The organism is Myceligenerans cantabricum (assembly GCF_054777735.1).
Genome location: NZ_BAAHAJ010000005.1, coordinates 237852 through 257512, shown reverse-complemented (window position 1 = coordinate 257512; position 19661 = coordinate 237852). Strand labels below are relative to the sequence as shown.

General features: G+C 73.3%; 15 protein-coding genes. 8 read left to right on the top strand and 7 right to left on the bottom strand.

What is annotated here, in order from left to right; translation table 11 throughout:
- The first annotated feature begins 117 nt into the window (after positions 1-117).
- Complete coding sequence (locus ACYU96_RS06025; RefSeq protein ID WP_460750252.1) at positions 118-2004, top strand: UxaA family hydrolase; 1887 nt, start codon at positions 118-120, stop codon at positions 2002-2004.
- 124 nt (positions 2005-2128) lie between these two features.
- Here the strand turns inward: ACYU96_RS06025 and ACYU96_RS06020 are convergent, their stop codons facing one another.
- Positions 2129-2938 (bottom strand): MerR family transcriptional regulator, encoded by an 810-nt coding sequence (locus ACYU96_RS06020; protein WP_460750249.1) that lies wholly within the window; start codon positions 2936-2938, stop codon positions 2129-2131.
- Between the two features lie 121 nt (positions 2939-3059).
- On the opposite strand from ACYU96_RS06020, the gene ACYU96_RS06015 reads away from it, so the two are divergent.
- The 3 genes from ACYU96_RS06015 (at position 3060) to ACYU96_RS06005 (ending at position 6662) form a co-directional block, all read left to right on the top strand.
- Positions 3060-4409 carry an NAD(P)/FAD-dependent oxidoreductase gene (locus tag ACYU96_RS06015; protein WP_460750248.1) on the top strand — a complete coding sequence of 450 codons (1350 nt, stop codon included), beginning with the start codon at positions 3060-3062 and terminating at the stop codon, positions 4407-4409.
- Between the two features lie 125 nt (positions 4410-4534).
- The gene (locus tag ACYU96_RS06010) at positions 4535-5794 is read left to right on the top strand and encodes an NAD(P)/FAD-dependent oxidoreductase (protein ID WP_460750245.1); all 1260 of its coding nucleotides are present in this window, start codon (positions 4535-4537) and stop codon (positions 5792-5794) included.
- 127 nt (positions 5795-5921) lie between these two features.
- Positions 5922-6662 (top strand): ThuA domain-containing protein, encoded by a 741-nt coding sequence (locus tag ACYU96_RS06005; RefSeq protein ID WP_460750242.1) that lies wholly within the window; start codon positions 5922-5924, stop codon positions 6660-6662.
- Here the strand turns inward: ACYU96_RS06005 and ACYU96_RS06000 are convergent.
- The 3 genes from ACYU96_RS06000 to ACYU96_RS05990 form a co-directional block, all read right to left on the bottom strand.
- Positions 6659-7645: a DUF808 domain-containing protein gene (locus ACYU96_RS06000; protein ID WP_460750239.1), complete on the bottom strand. Its 987-nt coding sequence runs from the start codon at positions 7643-7645 to the stop codon at positions 6659-6661. The genes ACYU96_RS06005 and ACYU96_RS06000 overlap by 4 nt on opposite strands.
- Positions 7646-7788: 143 nt before the next feature.
- The gene (locus ACYU96_RS05995; RefSeq protein WP_460750593.1) at positions 7789-8250 is read right to left on the bottom strand and encodes a tRNA (cytidine(34)-2'-O)-methyltransferase; all 462 of its coding nucleotides are present in this window, start codon (positions 8248-8250) and stop codon (positions 7789-7791) included.
- A 180-nt stretch (positions 8251-8430) separates the two neighbouring features.
- Positions 8431-10362 carry a phosphoenolpyruvate carboxykinase (GTP) gene (locus ACYU96_RS05990; protein ID WP_460750236.1) on the bottom strand — a complete coding sequence of 644 codons (1932 nt, stop codon included), beginning with the start codon at positions 10360-10362 and terminating at the stop codon, positions 8431-8433.
- Between the two features lie 209 nt (positions 10363-10571).
- Here ACYU96_RS05990 and ACYU96_RS05985 point away from each other — a divergent pair, with 209 nt between their 5' ends.
- The 3 genes from ACYU96_RS05985 (at position 10572) to ACYU96_RS05975 (ending at position 14601) form a co-directional block, all read left to right on the top strand.
- Complete coding sequence (locus tag ACYU96_RS05985; RefSeq protein WP_460750590.1) at positions 10572-12062, top strand: helix-turn-helix domain-containing protein; 1491 nt, start codon at positions 10572-10574, stop codon at positions 12060-12062.
- A gap of 172 nt (positions 12063-12234) precedes the next feature.
- Positions 12235-12954: a hypothetical protein gene (locus ACYU96_RS05980; protein WP_460750234.1), complete on the top strand. Its 720-nt coding sequence runs from the start codon at positions 12235-12237 to the stop codon at positions 12952-12954.
- 126 nt (positions 12955-13080) lie between these two features.
- On the top strand, positions 13081-14601 hold the full coding sequence (locus tag ACYU96_RS05975) for an SLC13 family permease (protein WP_460750231.1): 1521 nt from the start codon (positions 13081-13083) through the stop codon (positions 14599-14601).
- Positions 14602-14605: 4 nt separating this feature from the next.
- Here the strand turns inward: ACYU96_RS05975 and ACYU96_RS05970 are convergent, their stop codons facing one another.
- Both ACYU96_RS05970 and ACYU96_RS05965 read right to left on the bottom strand, forming a co-directional pair.
- A complete protein-coding gene (locus ACYU96_RS05970) occupies positions 14606-15991 on the bottom strand; it encodes an alpha/beta fold hydrolase (protein ID WP_460750228.1) in 1386 nt (461 codons plus the stop codon).
- A 46-nt stretch (positions 15992-16037) separates the two neighbouring features.
- Positions 16038-16607: an amino-acid N-acetyltransferase gene (locus ACYU96_RS05965; protein WP_460750225.1), complete on the bottom strand. Its 570-nt coding sequence runs from the start codon at positions 16605-16607 to the stop codon at positions 16038-16040.
- 51 nt (positions 16608-16658) lie between these two features.
- Between ACYU96_RS05965 and ACYU96_RS05960 the strand changes: the two genes are divergently transcribed.
- Positions 16659-18419, top strand: coding sequence for a glycerol-3-phosphate dehydrogenase/oxidase (locus tag ACYU96_RS05960; RefSeq protein ID WP_460750222.1), 1761 nt, complete (start codon positions 16659-16661; stop codon positions 18417-18419).
- A gap of 184 nt (positions 18420-18603) precedes the next feature.
- On the opposite strand, the gene ACYU96_RS05955 is transcribed toward ACYU96_RS05960, so the two are convergent.
- On the bottom strand, positions 18604-19614 hold the full coding sequence (locus ACYU96_RS05955; protein ID WP_460750219.1) for an HhH-GPD family protein: 1011 nt from the start codon (positions 19612-19614) through the stop codon (positions 18604-18606).
- Between the last annotated feature and the right edge of the window lie 47 nt (positions 19615-19661).

The following is a 19661-nucleotide window of genomic DNA, read 5'->3' as shown; positions in this document are numbered from 1 at the left end:
CGTGCCGATCACTCACGAAAGGACCGATCGTCATGGGCGCGAGAGACCGTCCGGGCCCGGGCGACCGTCGTCCGGGAGGAACGACCGCGGGGCGGTCGGGTGGAAGGGGATGGCACGGTGGCTGACCTCCTGGTTCTGAACGACGGGGACGACGTCGCGATCGCGCTCCGGGGCCTCGCCCAGGGCGAGAGCGTCGGCAGCGGCAGTGGTGAGGGCAGCGGCGGTGGCCGCGGTGTCGGCAGCGTCGACGCCACCTCGGTCGTCGTGCGGCAGGACGTGCCGCGCGGGCACAAGGTCGCGTTGTCCGACGTCGGCCGTGGTGCGCCCGTGCGCAAGTACGGCCAGGTCATCGGCGTGGCGACGACGGACATCGCACCCGGCGACCACGTCCACAGCCACAATCTCGCGTTCGACGACGCCGCGGTCCTCGCTCTCCGCCGTGACAGCGCCCCGCCACCGCAGGCGTCACCCCCGGCGGCGCCCGGCGCCCGGGGCGGCATCGCGGCGAGTGCGACCCCGACAGGTCCGGGCGGCCGGGACGAGCGCTCGGGCGAGGAACGCACCGCCGCGGTGGCGGCGGGCGGCGGGCGGCCGACCTTCCGCGGGTATCCGCGGGCCGACGGGCGGGTCGGGACACGGAACTTCCTCGCGATCCTGACCAGCGTGAACTGTTCCGCGACCACCGCGAGGATGATCGCGGACCAGTTCCTGGGCGCCGCTCTGGACGAGTTCCCGAACGTGGACGGCGTCATCGCCCTCACCCACACCAGCGGCTGCGGCATGGTGCCCGAGTCCGAGGGCGGCCAGATGCTCCTGCGCACCCTGCGCGGGCACGCCGCTCACCCGAACGTCTCGGGCCTGCTGGTCCTCGGGCTCGGCTGCGAGATGGTCCCGGGAGCGGCGCTGTCGGCCCGGTCCGGGCAGAGCGTGGATCTCGGGATGCCGACGGTCGGGGCACCCCGTGTCCCGTCGGGACCGGGAGCCCAGCAGGATCGCGCCGGAGAGCAGGGCGGCCCGGCGCCGTCGTCGGACCGGGACGGGGACGTGGGGCACGCCGGCGGAGGTGCCGGCCCCGACGGTGGTGCCGGCGATCCTGACAGCGGCGTCGATGCCGGGCTGCTGGCCTCGATCCCGGCCGACACCGTGGTCCGGTCGCTGACCATCCAGGAGTCGGGCGGCGTGCGCGCCACGGTCCGTGCCGGCGTGGCGGCCGTGCGCGAGATGCTGCCGCGGGTGAACGCGCGCGAGCGCGTGGAGTGCGACGTCTCGGACCTCGTCCTCGGACTGGAGTGCGGCGGCTCGGACGGCTATTCGGGCGTCACGGCGAACCCGGCGCTGGGCTGGGCGTCGGACCGTCTCGTGGCGCTCGGCGGCGCGTCCGTGCTGGCCGAGACCCCCGAGGTGTACGGGGCGGAGCACCTGCTCACCGCCCGCGCCACGGAGCCCGCCGTCGCGAAGCGGCTGCTGGACCGCATCGACTGGTGGCGGGACTACGTGGCGGCCGGCGGCGGGACGCTCGACAACAACCCGTCGCCGGGGAACAAGGCCGGCGGCCTGACCACGATCCTGGAGAAGTCGCTCGGGGCGGTGGCCAAGGGCGGCACGGCGCCGCTGTCCGCGGTGTACGAGTACGCGGAGCCGATCGCGCCGCGAGCCGGGTTCACGTTCATGGACACGCCGGGCTACGACCCGGTGTCGGTGACGGGCATGGTCGCGGGCGGGGCGAACGTCGTCGTGTTCACGACGGGCCGGGGCTCGGTGTTCGGGTGCCGCCCGACGCCGTCGATCAAGGTGGCCACCAACACCCCGATGTACTCCGCGATGTCCGAGGACATGGACGTCAACGCGGGCGTCGTCGTGGACGGGACGGCGTCGCTGGAGGAGGTCGGGCGCGAGATCTTCGACCTGGTCCTCGCGGTCGCCTCGGGCGAGCGGACGGTCAGCGAGGACCTGGGGATCGGCGCGGAGGAGTTCATCCCCTGGCACGTCGGCGCTGTCACCTGACCCCTGCCCGCGCCGACCCTTGCCCGCGCCGACCCTTGCCCGTGTCGCGCCCTGCCGGTGTCGCGCCCTGCCCGCGCCGCGCCTTGCCCGCGCGTCCGCTCCGGACGCGCGGGCAGGGCTCGGACTACGCCCGCGTCACCGGCTGCTGGATCTCCGTGACCCAGTCCGCCTGGTCCGCGCTCTCCGCCCGCACGTACAGCTCCCGGCCCGCGGCCGACGGCGCCCAGCCGCGCGCCGCCATCTCGGTGTGCAGGGCCTGCCACGTCGAGCCGATGCCCGCCATCGAACCGAGGTGGACGGTGCAGGCGGCGTCGGGCACGGCGGGCAGCTCGACGACGTCGAACCCGTCGAGCGGCTCGCCGTCGTAGGCGTAGCCGACGACGGCCCGGATGCCGTCCTCGACCATCTCGTACGTCGCCATCGGCGTCCCGAGCCGGCCCGGGCCGTGCGCGTCGGTCAGGATCCTGCCGATCTCGTCGAAGGCCGGCTGCACGACGGCGCCGATCGCGGGCTGCTCCGACACGGTCGCGGTGCGAGCCGCGAGCCGGACGGGCGGGAGGTCCTTGGTGATGATCTCGATGCTGGACATGTGCTTCTCCTCCTCGATGAGACGGAGCCGCCGTTCCACGTCGACGAGCCGGGCGGTGGACAGCGCGTGCTCCCGTTCCAGCTCGTCCTGCCGATCCCGGAGCAGGGCCGCGAGCCGGTCGGTCCCGATGTCCTCGGCCAGGACGGCCGAGATGTCGTCGAGGCCGAACCCGAGCTGGCGCAGGGCCACGATCCGGTGCAGGCGGGCGAGCTGGGACGGGTCGTACGAGCGGTAGCCGTTGAACTCGTCGACGTGGGCGGGCACCAGCAGTCCGGCCGTGTCCCAGTGCCGCAGCATGCGGTGGGTCACCTGGCCGATCTGCGCGAACGCTCCGATGGACAACATGGTCCAGTTCTCCCGCCTGACACGGTGTGAGGGTCAAGCCCATGATCCCCGACACCCGCGGACGCGCCGACTCGGCGCGGGCCCTCCCCTGCGCACGCCCTGACGACTAGGGTCGAAGGCGATGAGCAGCGACACCGCAGACAGCAGCGACACCGTGCAGTCGTCCCGGCCGCCCCGGATCCTCGTCGTGGGAGCCGGGCCCGCGGGCTCCGTCTCCGCGATCGCCCTGCGCCGCGAGCTGCCCGACGCCGAGGTCACCCTCGTCGACAAGGCCACCTTCCCGCGCGACAAGACCTGCGGCGACGGCATGGGCCCCGGCGCCCGGCGCGTCCTGGAGGAGCTCGGCCTCACCGAGGTCTTCAAGCACTTCCACACCCCCACCCGCGTCGCCATCACGGGGCCGGGCGGAGTGTCCGCCGCCATCGAGGACTCCACGATCGCGCACGGCGACTTCCGCGGCTACGTCGTCCCGCGCCTCGACCTGGACGAGGCTCTCAAGGACGCGGCCGTCGCCGCCGGTGCCACGTTCCGCGAGGGCGTCTCCTTCAAGAGCATCGAGCTGTCCGACGGCAGGCGTGGCGCCCCGGCCGGCGCGGGCGCGCCCGTCTCGGGACGGCCGACGCCGGACGGCGCCCCGACCGCCGTCGTCGGCCTCGACGAGGGCGGCGTCCTGACCACCGAGCCGTACGACCTCGTGATCGGGGCCGACGGCGCCTACTCCGCGGTGCGTCGTGCGCTCGGCGTCGACCGGCCCGCGAAGAAGCACACGATCATCGCGATGCGCGCGTACGCCACGGTGCGGCATCCGGACATGGCGCTGCACGACACGCTGCGCTTCGACTTCATCGACGACCTGCTGCCCGCATACGGCTGGATCTTCCCGCTGCCGGACGACCGCGCGAACCTCGGTATCGGGATCCCGGTCGACGTGCTGGCGCAGCGGGACCAGAAGCTGGGCGAGCTGTTCGACGTCTATGTGGCCGACCTGCGGCGGCGCGGGTTCGAGGTGTCGGGCGTCGGGGAGGTCGCCACGCATCAGCTCCCGCACGCGGGCGCGCGGCAGGCGATGACGGCTCCGCCCTGCCCGGCCGTCCTGATCGGCGACGCGGCCTCGACCATCAACGCCCTCTCGGGCGAGGGCATCTTCTACGCGATGGCGGCGGGCGTGCAGCTCGCGGAGCACCTGGCCGCGGCCCGGGCGGCGCGCGGGGACGGCGCGCTGCGGGGAGCGGGCGCGAGGGAGACGTTGCGCACCTTCGAGCGCGCGTTCACCCGGCGCTTCGCCCGCCACCACCGCACCTGCGGCCTGGGGCAGCGCCTGATGCGCTCGCCCGGGTGGGCCCGGTTCACCATCGGCTCCGTCGGTGACGACCAGCATGCGATGCGGACGGTGACGTCGATGATGTTCGACGAGGGCTCGGCCGGGATGGGTCACGTCCTGCGCGCGGCCGCCCGTGGCGTGCTGCGCTGACCCAGGCTCCCGCAGGACTTCACACATGCGGCGCGCGGGCTGTGAGACCCGGGCGGAGCATGGCAGCATCGAGGCACTCGACGGCGAGGGCTGCGACCCGTCTCGAATCGTTCCGAGGAGTTCCCGTGCACGTACTAAACCCGCCCGAGTCCGCAATCGTCGTCGGGGCCGGCATGGTCGGCCTCGCCACCGCCTGGCACCTGCAGGAGCGTGGCGTGGAGGTGACGGTTCTGGACCGCGCCGGCGTCGCCGCCGGGTCCTCCTGGGGGAACGCCGGCTGGCTCACCCCGGGCATGGCGATGCCGCTCGCCGACCCGTCGCTCTGGACCTACGGCCCGCGCGCCCTGCTCGATCCCGACGCGGCGCTGTCCGTCCCGTTCCGCTGGGACGCCGGCCTCTGGGCGTTCCTCGCCCGGTTCATGCGCAACGCCACGCCGGGCGCGTGGCGGCGCACCATGGCCGCGCTCACTCCGATCGACAAGGTCGCTCTCGACGCGTACGACGAGCTCGTCGCCGAGGGCGTGCCCGCCGACACCAGGCCCTCGCGGTGGGTGGTCGGCTTCGAGGACGAGAAGCAGGTCGGCCCGTTCGTCCACGAGCTGGAGGGGGTGGCGGCCGCGGGCCAGGACGTTCCGCTGCGGCAGGTGTCCGACGGCGGTCCGCACCTCTCCCCGGCCATCACCTCCGTCTGGGAGCTGGGTGGCCAGCGGTTCCTCGAACCAGGTCCGTTTGTGCAGGCGCTGGCCGACGCGGTGAGCGCGCGGGGCGCCAAGATCGTGACCGACGCGCCGGTGACCGGTGTCGAGCCCGCAGCAGCCCGTGGGGCCGAGGGGCAGGTCCGGGCCCGCGTGACCGTCGCCGACCACGACGAGCTGACGGCGGACGTCGTCGTGCTCGCGACCGGGGCCTGGCTGCCGGGCCTGGCGCGACGGTTCGGCGTGCGCACCCGGGTACAGGCGGGCCGCGGGTACTCGTTCACCGTCCCGGTCGAGGGCGAGCCCATCGACCACCCGGTCTACTTCCCGGCACGTCGCGTGGCCTGCACCCCGTACCAGGCCCGGCTGCGCGTGGCGGGCACCATGGAGTTCCGCGGGCCGGAGGAGCCGCTGCGGCAGCGCCGGGTCGAGGCGATCGCGAACTCCGTGCGTGGCCTGCTCCGCGGCGTCGACCTGGACGACCGGCAGGACGTGTGGGTCGGCTCCCGCCCCGTCACCCCGGACGGCCTGCCGCTCGTCGGCCCGACCGCCGCACCCGGGGTGTACGTGGCGGGCGGCCACGGCATGTGGGGCATCGTGCTGGGCCCCGCGACCGGCCGTGCGCTCGCGGCGCAGATCATGACGGGCAGGACCCCGCCGGAGATCCGCGCGTTCGACCCGCTGCGCTGAACCGCCGCTCGCCACTCGCCGTGCACCGGCACGGCGGCGCTTCGTGCATGAGCGCTCCGGCGCCGGGTCGCGGACCGGGCCCACGGTGCCGGCCCACGGTGCCGGGGTGGGCCGTAGGATCGGCGTCGTGACGACGCGCATTCTTGTCCTGGCCGGGCGTGGGCGATACGAGGATCCGTGGCACGACCACGCCGCCACCTCGCACGAGGTGGCAGGGATCCTCGGGGCACCGGACGCCGTGGGGCGTGACGACGTCGTCGTCCAGGTCCGCTCGACCTGGCTGGACGGGCTCGACGCGCTCGACGACGTCGGCCTGCTCGTGCTGAACTCCGGCCGCGGGCGCACCGATGCGGAGTTCGACGGGGCCGACGGCGACTGGACGGCCTTCCACGAGCGGCTCGCGTCCTGGGCCAGGTCCGGGGGTGCGGTCCTCGCGCTGCACCAGGCCGCGAACACGTTCGCCGACGCGCCGGGATTCGAGGAGATCCTCGGTGGTCGCTGGGTTCCGGGCGTCTCGATGCATCCGCCGATCGGCGACGCGGTGTTCGACGTCGTCCCCGGGCACCCCGTCACCGCCGGGCCTGCCGGCTCACCGGGCGGCGCCGGCGTGATCGACGCCTACGACGAGCGGTACTGCCATCTCGTGGTGGCCGAGTCCTCGCGGGTCCTCCTGACGACGCGTGGCCCGGCCGAGCCCGGCTTCGGCTCCGGGGCCGACGACGACACCCGCGTGCACCCCGTCGCCTGGGCGAACGAGGCGCACGGCGGCCGCACGGTCTACTCCGGCCTGGGCCACGACGTCCGCTCCTACGGTTCGGAGCCTCACCGAGCCTTCCTCCGCGCGGCCGCGGCCTGGCTCCTGCCCTAGCTCTTGCCCTGGTTGCCGTCGGCGGTGTCATCGGCCGTGTCGTCGGCGGAGTGCGTCGGCCTGCGGCGCGGCAGCAGGTGCATGACGCCGGCGACGGCACCGCCCACCACCACGCCCAGGATCGCGGAGCAGAGCGTGTTGAACAGCCACGCGAGGATCGCGCCCACCGCCGGGACCGCGTGGTGGATGGCTTCCTCGATGCCGTGCACCCAGCCGTAGAGGGTGTGCCAGCCGAGGTCGTCGAAGCCCACCAGCAGGATGTGCCCGCCGACCCAGAGCATCGCGATCGTGCCGATGACGGAGATCGCGCCGAGCAGCTTCGGCATGCCGTCGACCAGTGCGCGGCCGATGCGCCGGCTGGCGGCGGACTCGCGCTGCGCCAGGAGGAGCCCGACGTCGTCCATCTTCACGATGAGCGCGACGACGCCGTAGACGGCGATCGTGATGACGATCGCGACGATGATCAGGGCGCCGAGCCGGAACCAGAAGCTCGAGTCCGCGACCTCGTTGAGGGCGATCACCATGATCTCCGCCGAGAGGATCAGGTCGGTGCGGATGGCGCCCGAGATCACCGACTTCTCGGACTCCTCGCCCTTGAGCGCCGCGGGAACCTCGTGACCGTCGTGCCGGTGGAACCAGCCGAGGACCTTCTCCGTGCCCTCGAACGCGAGATACGTGCCGCCGAGCATGAGGATCGGGGTGAGCGCCCAGGGCGCCCACTCCGAGAGGACCAGCGCGATCGGCAGGATGATCAGCAGCTTGTTGCGGATCGAGCCGACGGCGATCTTCTTGACGATCGGGATCTCGCGCGCGGCGGTGACGCCGTGCACGTACTGCGGCGTCACGGCGGTGTCGTCGATGACGACTCCTGCGGCCTTGGCGGTGGCCTTGCCGGCGGCGGCGCCGACGTCGTCGATGGACGCGGCCGCGAGGCGGGCGAGCGCCGCGACGTCGTCCAGCAGGCCGAGAAGACCGGCGCTCATGGGCTCGTCTCCGGTCGTCGAGGGGCGGTGTACGCAACGAGCATGGCCGCAGCCTACGTGAACCGCCGAGCTGGATCCGGGCCTCCCCGAGCCCCGGTCGCCGGGGCAGGCCGTCGCCGGGGTACGCCGTCGCCGGGGCCAGTTCAGGCGGCGCCGGGCGATCCTGCGAAGTCGCGCTGGCGCCAGGCCTCGTAGACCGCTATCGACGCCGCGTTCGTGAGGTTCAGGGAGCGGCGGCCGGAGAGCATCGGGATGGTGAGCCGGTCGGTGATGCGGGGGTGCGCGAGGACGTCGCCGGGCAGGCCGGTGGGTTCCGGGCCGAACAGCAGCACGTCGTCCGGGCGGTAGGCGACGTCGGTGTAGCGGGTGGTGCCGCGCGTCGTGAACGCGAAGACGCGGGAGCCGGGGAGCGCCTCCAGCGCGGCGTCGAACGACGGGTGCACGTCCATCACGGCGAGGTCGTGGTAGTCGAGACCCGCGCGCTTCAGCTTGGCCTCCGACAGGTCGAAGCCGAGCGGCTCGACCAGGTGCAGCCGGGCGCCCGTGACCGCGGCGAGCCGGATCGCGGACCCGGTGTTCCCCGGGATCCGGGGCTCGAAGTACATGACGTGGGCGAGCGGCGACTCGGGCGGCGGAGAGGCATCGGTGGGGTGCGGCACGGACTCATTCTCGCCGCCCGACGCCGTGGTGGGAAAAGGCCGAGGCGGTCGGTCCTGTGGGACCTCCCGCCTCGGCACCCGGCCGGTCTGCCTCAATTTCCCGGCCGGGGGTCTGTGGTGCTCCGGTCAGCCGTCCAGGCGGTCGCGGAGGTTCGCGAGCTGCTTGCGCAGCGCGGTCGGTACGTGGTCGCCGAAGCGGTCGAAGAACTCCTCGGTCAGGTCGGCCTCCGTGAGCCACGGACCGGAGGGGACGTCGAACAGCGCCTCCAGGTCCGCGGCGGGCAGGTCGAGGCCGTCCACGTTCAGCGAGCCCTCGGCCGGGATCCGCCCGACGGCGGACGCCACGGACCGGTCCTCGCCCTCCCCGCGGGCGGCCTCGACCTGGCCGGCGATCCACTCGACGACGCGGGAGTTCTCACCGAAGCCGGGCCAGATGAACGAGCCGTCGGCGTCCTTGCGGAACCAGTTGACCTGGAAGATCAGCGGCCGCTTCGTGGTGTCCACCGCGTCGCCGACGGACAGCCAGTGCGCCCAGTGGTCGGCCATGTTGTAGCCGCAGAACGGCATCATCGCGAACGGGTCGCGCCGCAGCTCGCCGACGGTTCCCTCCGCGGCGGCGGTGCGCTCCGAGGAGATCGTGGCGCCCATGAAGACGCCGTGCTCCCAGCCGAGCGACTGCGTCACCAGCGGCACGTTCGTCGCGCGGCGGCCGCCGAAGATGATCGCGTCCACCGGCACGCCCGCCGGGTCCTCCCAGGTGTCGGCGATCGTGGGGCACTGCGCCGCCGAGACGGTGAACCGGGAGTTCGGGTGGGCGGCCGGCTCGTCGGAGTCGGGCGTCCAGTCGCGGCCCTGCCAGTCGGTGAGGTGGGCCGGCGGGGTGTCCGTCAGGCCCTCCCACCAGACGTCGCCGTCGTCGGTCAGCGCGACGTTGGTGAAGATCGTGTCGTGGTCGAACGTGCGCACCGCGACCGGGTTCGTGCCCTCGCCCGTGCCCGGTGCCACGCCGAAGAAGCCGGCCTCCGGGTTGATCGCGCGCAGCGAGCCGTCCGGCCCGGGCCGTAGCCACACGATGTCGTCGCCGATCGTCTCGACCTTCCAGCCCGGGATCGTGGGCTGCAGCATCGCGAGGTTCGTCTTGCCGCAGGCGCTCGGGAACGCGGCGGCCAGGTGGTACTGCTTCCCGGCGGGCGACGTCGCGCGGATCAGCAGCATGTGCTCGGCGAGCCAGCCCTCGTCGCGCGCCATCGCGGAGGCGATCCGCAGCGCGAAGCACTTCTTGCCCAGCAGCGCGTTGCCGCCGTAGCCCGACCCGTACGACCAGATCTCGCGGGTCTCCGGGAAGTGCACGACGTACTTCGTGTCGTTGCAGGGCCACGGGACGTCGGCCTCGCCGTCGGCCAGCGGCGCGCCGACCGAGTGCACGGCCGGGACCCACTGCTGCCCGCCGTCGATCAGGTCGACGATCCGCTCCGACACGCGCGTCATCACGTGCATGGAGACGACGACGTACGGCGAGTCGGTGATCTCGATGCCCACCTGGGAGATCGGGCCGCCGACGGGACCCATCGAGAACGGCACCACGTACATGGTGCGGCCCCGCATGGCGCCGGCGAAGACGTCGTGCAGCTCCGGGCGCATCTGCGAGGGAGCGACCCAGTTGTTGGTGGGGCCGGCGTCCTCTTCCTGCTGGGAGCAGATGAAGGTGCGGGACTCGACGCGTGCGACGTCCGCCGGGTCGGAGCGGGCCAGGTAGGAGCCGGGGCGCTTGTCCTCGTTCAGCTTGGTCAGGGTGCCGGACTCGACCATCTGGTCGATGAGCCGCTGCTTCTCCGCGGCGGACCCGTCGCACCACACGATCTCGTCGGGCCGGGTGAGCTCGGCGACCTCGTTCACCCAGGCGCGGACGTCGGGGCGGCCGGTGGCGGTCGTGAACAGGTCCTGGGGAGGCGCTGCCTGCGGCGAGGCCCCGGCACCGAAGGACGCGCCCGCTTCGGAGGTCTCCGAGACGAGCTCGGCGACGAGTCTGGTCCGGCGGGGGTTCGCGAGGAACGACATGCTGGCTCCCATCTGCAACAAGTGGCTGGGTTCCCACCATCACCCGGCGCCGGGTGGATTTTCCACGCCCGGGCCTGTGAAGATCGGCCGATCTTTACCTATGATGAAGCGGTGAGTTCCTGTGTGCGTGATCTGGCGCACAGTCCGTCCCCGGAGCGAAGGACAGGCGAGACGTGACCCCCCAGCGACCGTCGTCGGACACGAGCGGCATGGCCGGCGCGGCCGACGACCAGCCCGACCTCATCACGCTCGGGCGGCGCGTCCGGCACGCGCGGACCGGCGCCGGGCTCACGCTCGACGGGCTCGGCGAGCAGGTGGGCGCGGCCCCGAGCCTGCTCAGCCTGATCGAGAACGGGCGCCGGGAACCGAAGCTCTCGTTGCTGCGCGCGATCGCGGCGGCGCTCGGCCTGTCGCTGAACGAGCTGCTCGACCCCGAGCCGCCGTCGCGCCGGGCCGCGCTGGAGATCGCGCTGGACCGTGCGCAGCGCGGGCCGCTCTTCGCAGGGCTCGGGCTCCCGGCGGTCAAGCCGTCGCAGAAGCTGGCGACTCCCGTGCTGGAGCAGCTCGTCGGCCTGCACGACGAGCTCGCGCGGCGTGCCGAGGAGGCGATCGCCACGCCCGAGGAGGCACGTCGCGCGAACACGGAGCTGCGGCTGGAGCGCCAGGCGCGGGACAACCACTTCCCGCAGTTCGAGCAGCTCGCGGAGGACCTGGTGCGGGACGCCGGGTACACGGGCGGGGCGCTCACGCACCGTACCGTCGCCGTCCTGGCCGAGCGGCTCGGGTTCACGATCCTGCACGTGAACGACCTGCCCCGGTCGGCCCGCAGCGTGACCGACCTGCGCAACGGCCGGATCTACCTCCCGCCGGCCTCGGTCCCGGGCGGTCACGGCCTGCGGTCGCTGGCGTTGCAGGCGATCGCGCACCGGGTGCTGGAGCACGAGCGGCCGCGCTCCTACGCGGAGTTCCTCAGGCAGCGGGTCGAGATCACCTACTTCGCGGCAGCCTGCCTGGTGCCGCAGTCCGCGGCGGTACCGTTCCTGGAGGAGCGCAAGCGCGAGCGGGACCTCGCGGTCGAGGACTTCCGCGACGCGTTCGGCGTCACCCACGAGGCCGCGGCCATGCGCCTGACCAACCTGGCCACGGTGCGGCTCGGTATCCCGCTGCACTTCCTGCGCGTAGGGGACGACGGCGCGCTGTTCCGCGGCTACGAGAACGACGGCCTGCGTCTTCCGCAGGACCCGACGGGCGCGATCGAGGGGCAGCTCGTCTGTCGTCGCTGGGCCGCACGCGAGGCGTTCGACCGCCGCGACGTGGCGACCGAGTACTACCAGAACACGGACACGCCCACCGGGACGTACTGGTGCTCCACGCAGACCGGGTCGGGCGACACGGGAGCGTTCTCCATCACCGTGGGCGTGCCGTACGCCCACGCGAAGTGGTTCCGCGGGCGGGACACCCAGGTGCGGAAGGTGTCCACGTGCCCGGACCCGGCGTGCTGCTCGCGCCCGGCGCCGGCGCTCGCCGACCGGTGGGCGGGCGCGGCGTGGCCGTCGGCGCGCATGCACCAGCAGGTGCTGGCCGCCCTGCCGCGGGGCGCGTTCCCGGGGGTCGACGACGCGGAGGTGTACGCGTTCCTGGACCGGCACGCGCCGGACGACGAGAGCGGTGACGACGGGCGTAGCGACGACGTGCGGTGACGGCCGCTGCCCGCCGGTGGGCGGGCGCGGAGCCAGGCGTCCGGCAGCCGGGCGTCCGGCCTGTCACCCGGTGCGTCGGTCGCGCAAGGGGTCGCTCGTTGTACGCCGTTCGCAGTGCCAGCAGGTAGTTTCCCCTCCCGTGGCTACAAATCTCGCGTGTGTCGGACTGAATGTGACCACCCGGAGCGGATTCCGGGACCTGGTGCACGGGGTGCTGCCCGAGGCGAAGATGATCACCCAGGAGCGGGACGCGACGTTGTACGTCTGGACGGACACGACGGGTGCGCGGCTCATCATCACCACCGAGGGCGACCTGGTGCGGGCTGTGACGACGTCGTTCGCGGGGCCGCTCGGTGCGCGGCTCGCCGACGTGCGAGCAGCCGACGGCGGCCTGGCGATCGCGGAGATCGTGGACGCCGAGGACGACATCCTGGCGGGCGTCGCGTGCGAGCTCGAGGAGCTCCAGCTCCTGGGCGACGCGGAGGACGTGCCGGCGCGGGACGCCTGCATCGTGGGGCTCGGCCGCTCCGTGGAGGTGTTCACCGGGCCGGAGGAGTTCCTCGCGTCAGACGCGAGCAGGATGACCTTCGCGGGCGAGGAGGCCGCGGAAGACGACGGCGAGCCGATGCGCTTCGAGCCCGAGTCGTTCAGCCCGGACGGCGCGTTCACGATGCAGGTCGACGCCGTCGCCCGGGTGAACGGGACCGTGCTGGAGGTGGCCCGGCACGAGGTGGGGCGCACCGGCCAGGTGTTCACGGCCGCACAGGTTCGCACGGGCGGCTTCGAGGTGTCCCTGTGCGTCCCGGCGGGCGAGCCGGACCTGGCGGTGGGCGACGTGGTGGCGGCGAACACCTACCTGATCGCATCGGTGCCGAGCCTGCTGCCCGGGTAGCCAGACGGGCGGGCCGACCTGCACCGTTAGAGCGTCGACGATGCTAGTGTGACGTGACTCACACCAGCGACGGTGCTGACGCGCGATCCGTTCCGGCCCGACGAGGGCCCTGCGAGGGAGGTCCGTATGTCGACGACGACCACGATCCCCAGCGACGCCCCACCCACTCCCGCGGTCCGCAGACGGCGCGTCATCGGCCTGGCCGCGGGCGTGCTGCTCGGTGCCGTCGTCTACCTGGTCCTGCCCGGTGACCTCGACGGCTCTGCCCGGGTCGTCGCCGCGACGGCCGCGCTCATGGCCGTCTGGTGGATGACCGAGGCGATCCCGCTCGCGGCCACCGCGCTCCTTCCCATGGTCGTGTTCCCGTTCCTCGAGGACTTCGCGGCCGAGGGCGAGGAGGCCGGCGCCGCGATCGGGATGCAGGCGGCAGTCGCCCCGTACGCGAACCCCATCATCTGGCTCTTCATGGGCGGGTTCGTGATCGGGCTCGGGATGCAGCGCTGGGGCCTGCACCGCCGGTTCGCGCTGAACATCGTGTCCCGGGTGGGCACGAACCCCGTGATGCTCGTGGGCGGGTTCATGCTCGCCACCGGCCTCGTGTCCATGTGGGTCAGCAACACGGCGACGGCGATCATGATGTTTCCGGTCGGCCTGGCGGTCCTCACTCTGGTCAACACGCAGAACCCGGACAAGAACCTCGCCACCGCGCTGCTGCTCGGCATCGCCTACGCGGCATCGATCGGTTCCGTGTCGACGCTGATCGGCACCCCGCCGAACACGCTGCTGCGGGGGTTCCTGCAGGAGGAGTACGGAATCACCATCGGCTTCGCCGAGTGGATGCTGGTCGGTGTCCCGCTGGCGGCGGTGTTCCTCGTCGTCGCCTGGTTCGTCCTGACCCGCGTCGCCTTCCCGCCCGTGTCCCGGAACATCGACGAGGCGCGCCGGCTCCTGCAGGACGAGGTGTCCGGGCTCGGCCGCATGAGCCGGGGCGAGTGGACGGTGACCGGCGTCTTCGCCGCCGCCGCGACGGCGTGGATCGTGTTCGGGGCCCTCGGGCAGTCGGCGTCCTTCGTGGCGTCGAACGCGTGGATCGGCACCTACGACGACGCGATGGTCGCCGTCGCCGCCGCGCTCGCCCTCTTCCTCGTCCCCGCGACGCGCGACGGGCAGCGCACCCTCGACTGGTCGGCCATGAAGGAGCTGCCCTGGGGCATCCTGCTGCTGTTCGGCGGCGGCCTGGCCCTGTCCGCGCAGTTCGGCCAGACCGGCCTGTCGGCGTGGATCGGTGAGCAGGTCGCCGGGATGGCGGGCATCCCCGTGTGGGTGGTCGTCCTCGCCGTGGTCGCGCTCGTGATCTTCCTGACCGAGCTGACGTCGAACACCGCGACGACGGCGACGTTCCTGCCTGTCATGGCGGGCGTCGCCGGTGGTCTCGGCATCGAGCCGCTCATGCTGCTGGTGCCGACCGCGCTCGCCGCGACGATGGCGTTCATGCTCCCCGTGGCGACGCCGCCGAACGCGATCGTCTTCGGATCGGGCCAGGTCACGATCGGTCAGATGGTCCGGGGCGGAGTCCTGCTGAACGTCGCAGGCATCGTCCTCATCATGGCCACGATGTACACCCTGGTCATCACGATCCTCGTGTGACGGGTCAGCCGGGGGCCTGGCCCCGGAGCGGCCCGCCCCTGGCGTCCAGGCGGTCCAGGAGGGTGGCGAACGTGTTGCCGACGCGGAGGCCGTCGTGCTCGAACGCGTTCGTCACCCAGGCGTCCGCGTTGCCGACGTGGGCGACGGTCTCCAGGGAGTAGCCGGCGTCGACGAACATGTCGTCGTGGTAGACGACGGCCTCGACCGGGACGTCGTTCGACGCCAGGAGGTCCAGGTCGTAGAGGTCGCCCCAGCCCTCCCGGGCCGCGAGGGCATCGGCCACGGCGGCGAACGGGCGCAGCGCCGCGATCTCGGAGAACATCCAGGGGTAGATCATCTCGCCGGTCAGCAGCAGCGGGCGCGCGCCCGCACCGAAGGCCGGGTCGCCGTCGCGGACCGACTGCGCCGCCCATGCCGTCGGGCCCGTGTGGGACTGCGCGTAGATCGACTCGTGGAGCACCGCGTACAGCGGGCGGCCGACGAAGTCGGTGGCGGCGGCGACCGAGGCGAGGAACGTGTCGGTGAGGTCGGCGCCGGGTCCGCCCGCCGGAGCCGTGGACGCACGGATGCCCGGGGGCTTCCCGCTGTCGCCACCACGCCCGCCGTCGTCGGCGGAATCGTCGAACGCCTCGTCGAGGATCCAGTGCACGCGTTCGAAGCCCGCGCCCATGCCGAAGTCCATGCCCAGGCTCTGCAGCCGGCGGACGCTGAGGGCCGCGCCGTCGGGGAGGACGACGTCGTCGGCGGCGAGCCGGTCCGCGGCGCGCCCCAGCAGCTCCGCCGCGTGCGGGTAGCGCTCCCGGAAGCGCGCGTTCTTGCCGGCGACGCGCGGCTGCGTGCGCTCGTACACCTCGCGGGCCGACGCCGTCAGGCTCGGCAGGCCGCCGGTCACGAGGCTCGCGTTCACGCCCTCGGGCGCGAGCGACAGGTACGTCATCGTGATGAACCCGCCGTACGACTGTCCGAGGGTCGTCCAGCGGCGGCCGTCGTAGATCGCGTCCCGGAGGTACTCGGCGTCGCGCACGATGCTGTCGGCGCGGAAGTGCGTGAGGTACTCGGCCTGGGCGCCCGCGTCGCCGAGGGCGCGCAGGGCCGCGGCGCGGACCGCCGTCGAACGTCCTGTGCCGCGCTGGTCGAGCAGCACGACGCGGAACCTTTCCAGCGCCGAGCCGATCCACCCCTCCGGGCCGGTGGGCCGTGGGCCCTTGCCGCCGGGGCCACCTTGCAGGAAGACGAGGAGGGGAAGGTCCTCGCGCCGCCTCGCGGGCGCGACGAGCTCGCGCAGGAACAGGGAGATCGTGCGCCCGTCGTCGGGGTTCGACCAGTCGAGCGGAACCTGGACGGTGCGGTCGGTGACGTGGACCCCGGGCAGGGTGTAGCTGGTGGGCACGGACCAAGCCTAGGAGAGCCGACGACCGCGCGCTGCGCCCGCCGGGTCAGAGCTCCAGGAGCATGCGGGCGTTGCCCAGGGTGTTCGGCTTGACGCGGGCGAGGTCGAGGAACTCGGCGACGCCGTCGTCGTGCGAGCGGAGGAGCTCGGTGTAGACGTCGGGGACGACAGGCGTGCTGTCGATCTCCTCGAAGCCGTGCTTGCGGAAGAAGTCCACCTCGAAGGTGAGGCAGAAGACGCGGCGCAGGCCCAGGTCGCGTGCCCGGTCCAGCAGGGCAGCGACGAGCCGGTGCCCCACGCGCCGTCCCCGGAAGTCCGAGGCCACGGCCAGCGTTCGGATCTCGGCGAGGTCTTCCCACATGACGTGCAGCGCGCCACAGCCGACGACGGTGTCTGCCGCTCCAAGGCCCGTCCCGGCGGCGTCCGCTTCGACGGCGTCTGCCCCGGTGGTGCGCGCCGTCGCCTCCGCGACCAGGAACTCCTGGACCGCCTCGTAGTAGCCGACCCATTCCTTGGCCAGGAGGATCCGGCGCTCCGCGTACGGCTCGACCAGGGCGCGGATCGCCCGCACGTCGGCGGGCACGGCGGGCCTGATGTTCACGGTCACGCCGCCCACAGTACGCGCGCTCCTCTTGCTTCCACCCACGTCACGTGGTGGGTTGGCGGTATGGCATCCACCCGGCTGACAGCGGAATCCCGACTTCAGGCCCTGGCCACCCTCGAGGCCAGCACAGACGTTGCGACCGAGCTCGACGTGCTGGTCGTCGGCGGCGGTGTGACCGGCGCAGGCATCGCGCTCGACGCCGTGACCCGCGGTCTGTCGACCGCCGTGGTCGAGGCGCAGGACTGGGCGCAGGGTACGTCGAGTCGCAGCAGCAAGCTGGTCCACGGCGGCCTGCGCTACCTGCAGATGCTCGACTTCGAGCTGGTCCACGAGGCGCTGACCGAGCGTGACCTCCTGCTTCGCGAGCTCGCGCCGCACCTCGTGCGGCCCGTGCCGTTCCTCTACCCGCTGGAGCACCGCGTCTGGGAACGCGCCTACGTCGGCACCGGTATCGCGCTGTACGACATCCTGGCGACCCTGACCCCCGGCCGTCGTCCGATGCCGTTCCACCGCCACCTGACCAAGGCGCAGCTCGAGGCGAAGTTCCCGGACCTGGCGCACGACGCCGCCGTCGGCGCCGTGCAGTACTGGGACGCCTCGGTCGACGACGCGCGCCTCGTGACCACGCTCGTGCGGACCGCCGCGTCCTACGGCGCGCACGTCGCGAGCCGTACCCAGGTCGTCTCGCTGACCCAGGGCAGCACGGGCGCGGTGAACGGTGCCGTCGTCGTCGACCTGGAGACCGGCCGGGAGATCACGGTCCGCGCCCGCTCCGTGATCAACGCGACCGGGGTGTGGACGGAGGAGACCCAGGAGCTGGCCGGGCAGCCGGACAGCCCGGCGGGCGGCCTGCGCGTGCTGGCGTCGAAGGGTATCCACCTGGTGGTCCCACGCGACCGGATCCAGGGGCACGCCGGGCTGATCCTGCAGACCGAGAAGTCGGTGCTGTTCGTCATTCCCTGGTCGCGGTACTGGGTGATCGGCACCACGGACACGCCGTGGAACCTCGACCCGGTGGACCCGGTCGCCACCAGCGCCGACGTCGAGTACGTGCTCGAGCATGCCAACTCCGTCCTCGCGCACCCGCTCACCCGCGACGACGTCATCGGCACCTACGCGGGCCTGCGGCCGCTGCTGCAGCCCGGGACCAAGGCCGGGACCTCCAGCGCGAAGGTCTCCCGCGAGCACACCGTCGCCTCGCCCACCGCCGGGCTCACCGTGATCGCGGGCGGCAAGCTCACCACCTACCGGGTCATGGCGAAGGACGCCGTCGACTTCGCCATCGGGCAGCGGGCGGCCGCGCTGCCCAGCATCACCCACCAGATCCCGCTCACCGGCGCGATCGGCCTCAAGGCGGTCCAGCGCCAGGCGCGGACGTGGGCGAAGCGGTTCGGCTGGAAACCGCCGATGGTCGACCACCTGCTGCACCGCCACGGCTCCAACCTGACCGATGTCGTCGAGCTCTGCGAGGCAGACCCGAGCCTGGCCCTGCCGCTCGAGCACGCCCCGGCCTACCTGCGCGCCGAGGTGCACCACGCCGTCACGCACGAGGGCGCCCTGCACCTCGAGGACGTGCTGGCGCACCGCACGCGGCTGGTCTACGAGGTGCCGGACCGCGGGGTGGACACCGCCGCCGAGGTCGCCGACCTCGTCGCGCCCCTGCTGGACTGGGACGACGCCACGAAACAGCGTGAGATCGACGCCTGGCGGAGCCGGATCGCCGCCGAGCTGGCGGCGCTGCGGTCCCCGGACGACGAGACCGCGGAGGAGGCGGTGCGGAGCGCCGACCGCATCGCGCCGTGGCAGCCGCTGCGGAGCTCGTGACGGGCGCGGCGGGGGCACCGCGGCGGGGTCGGCGTCCGAGCGCGACACGGGGTCCTCGTCGTGCCGTGGGGTGTGCCGTGGCCTCCTGACCGTGGCATGGCATGAGGTGGCATGGCGCGGCATGGCGCGGCATGGCGTGCCGCGCAGGGCGCCGACCGTAGCCCCAGCGGGTTGGGCGTCGAGGTCAGGCCTGCGGGGTGCGCGGGAGGCGGAGGCGGCCCGCGGGGTCCTGCTCCGCCAGGCCGTCCTCGACGAGGCCCGCGACGGCCCGGTCGAGCTGGGCCAAGCGGGCGGACCGGTCGGACCGGGCGGCTGAGCGCCCGGCGTCGTCGGACGAGGACCGGGAGGTCGCCGGGTCGTCGTCGGGCCGCGTGCTCGCACCCGGGACCCACGCCTCCACGAGGACGGCCCGCTCCACGGGCCCCTCCGCGTCACGCAGCGTCGCCATGACCCGACCGCGGCACTGTCGGTCGGTGCCGTGCCACGCCTGCGTCCGACGGCGGTCGGCGTGCGCGTCGGGAGGTGAGCCTGCGGCCCGCCAGGCGCAGAGCCCGGCCACCGGGCAGGCGTCGCAGCGCGGGGAGCGGGCGGTGCACACGAGCGCGCCGAGCTCCATGGAGGCGGCGGCCCACCGGGCGGCGTCGGTGTCGTCGGCGGGGGCGACCGCCGTCGCCAGTGCCCGTTCGGCCGCGGTGTACGACGGCGCGGGCAGCGCGGTCCCGCTGATCGTGCGGGCCAGCACGCGCCGCACGTTCGTGTCGACGACGACGGCGCGGCGCCCGTACGCGAAGGCGAGCACGGCCGCCGCGGTGTACTCACCGATCCCCGGCAGGGCCCGCAGCTCGTCCTCGGTGCGGGGGACGGCACCGTCGTGCCGCGCGACGATCGCCGCGGCGCAGTCCTGCAGCCGCAGCGCCCGCCGCGGGTAGCCCAGGCGGCCCCAGGCGCGCAGCACGTCGGCGGTGTCGGCGCGGGCGAGGTCCGCCGGTGTGGGCCAGCGCTCCAGCCAGGCGCGCCAGGCGGGCTCGACGCGGACCACCGGGGTCTGCTGCAGCATCACCTCGCTGACCAGCACTCCCCAGGGGGTGCGGTCAGGGGCGCGCCAGGGCAGGGCGCGTGCGGCGTCGTCGAACCAGCCGGTGACGGCGGCACGCAGGACTGCATGGCCGGGGGACTCGGTGAGGGAGGCGGTCACGGGGAACCATTCTCTCCCTTCGGACTCCCTGCCAGGGCGGCGCGGCT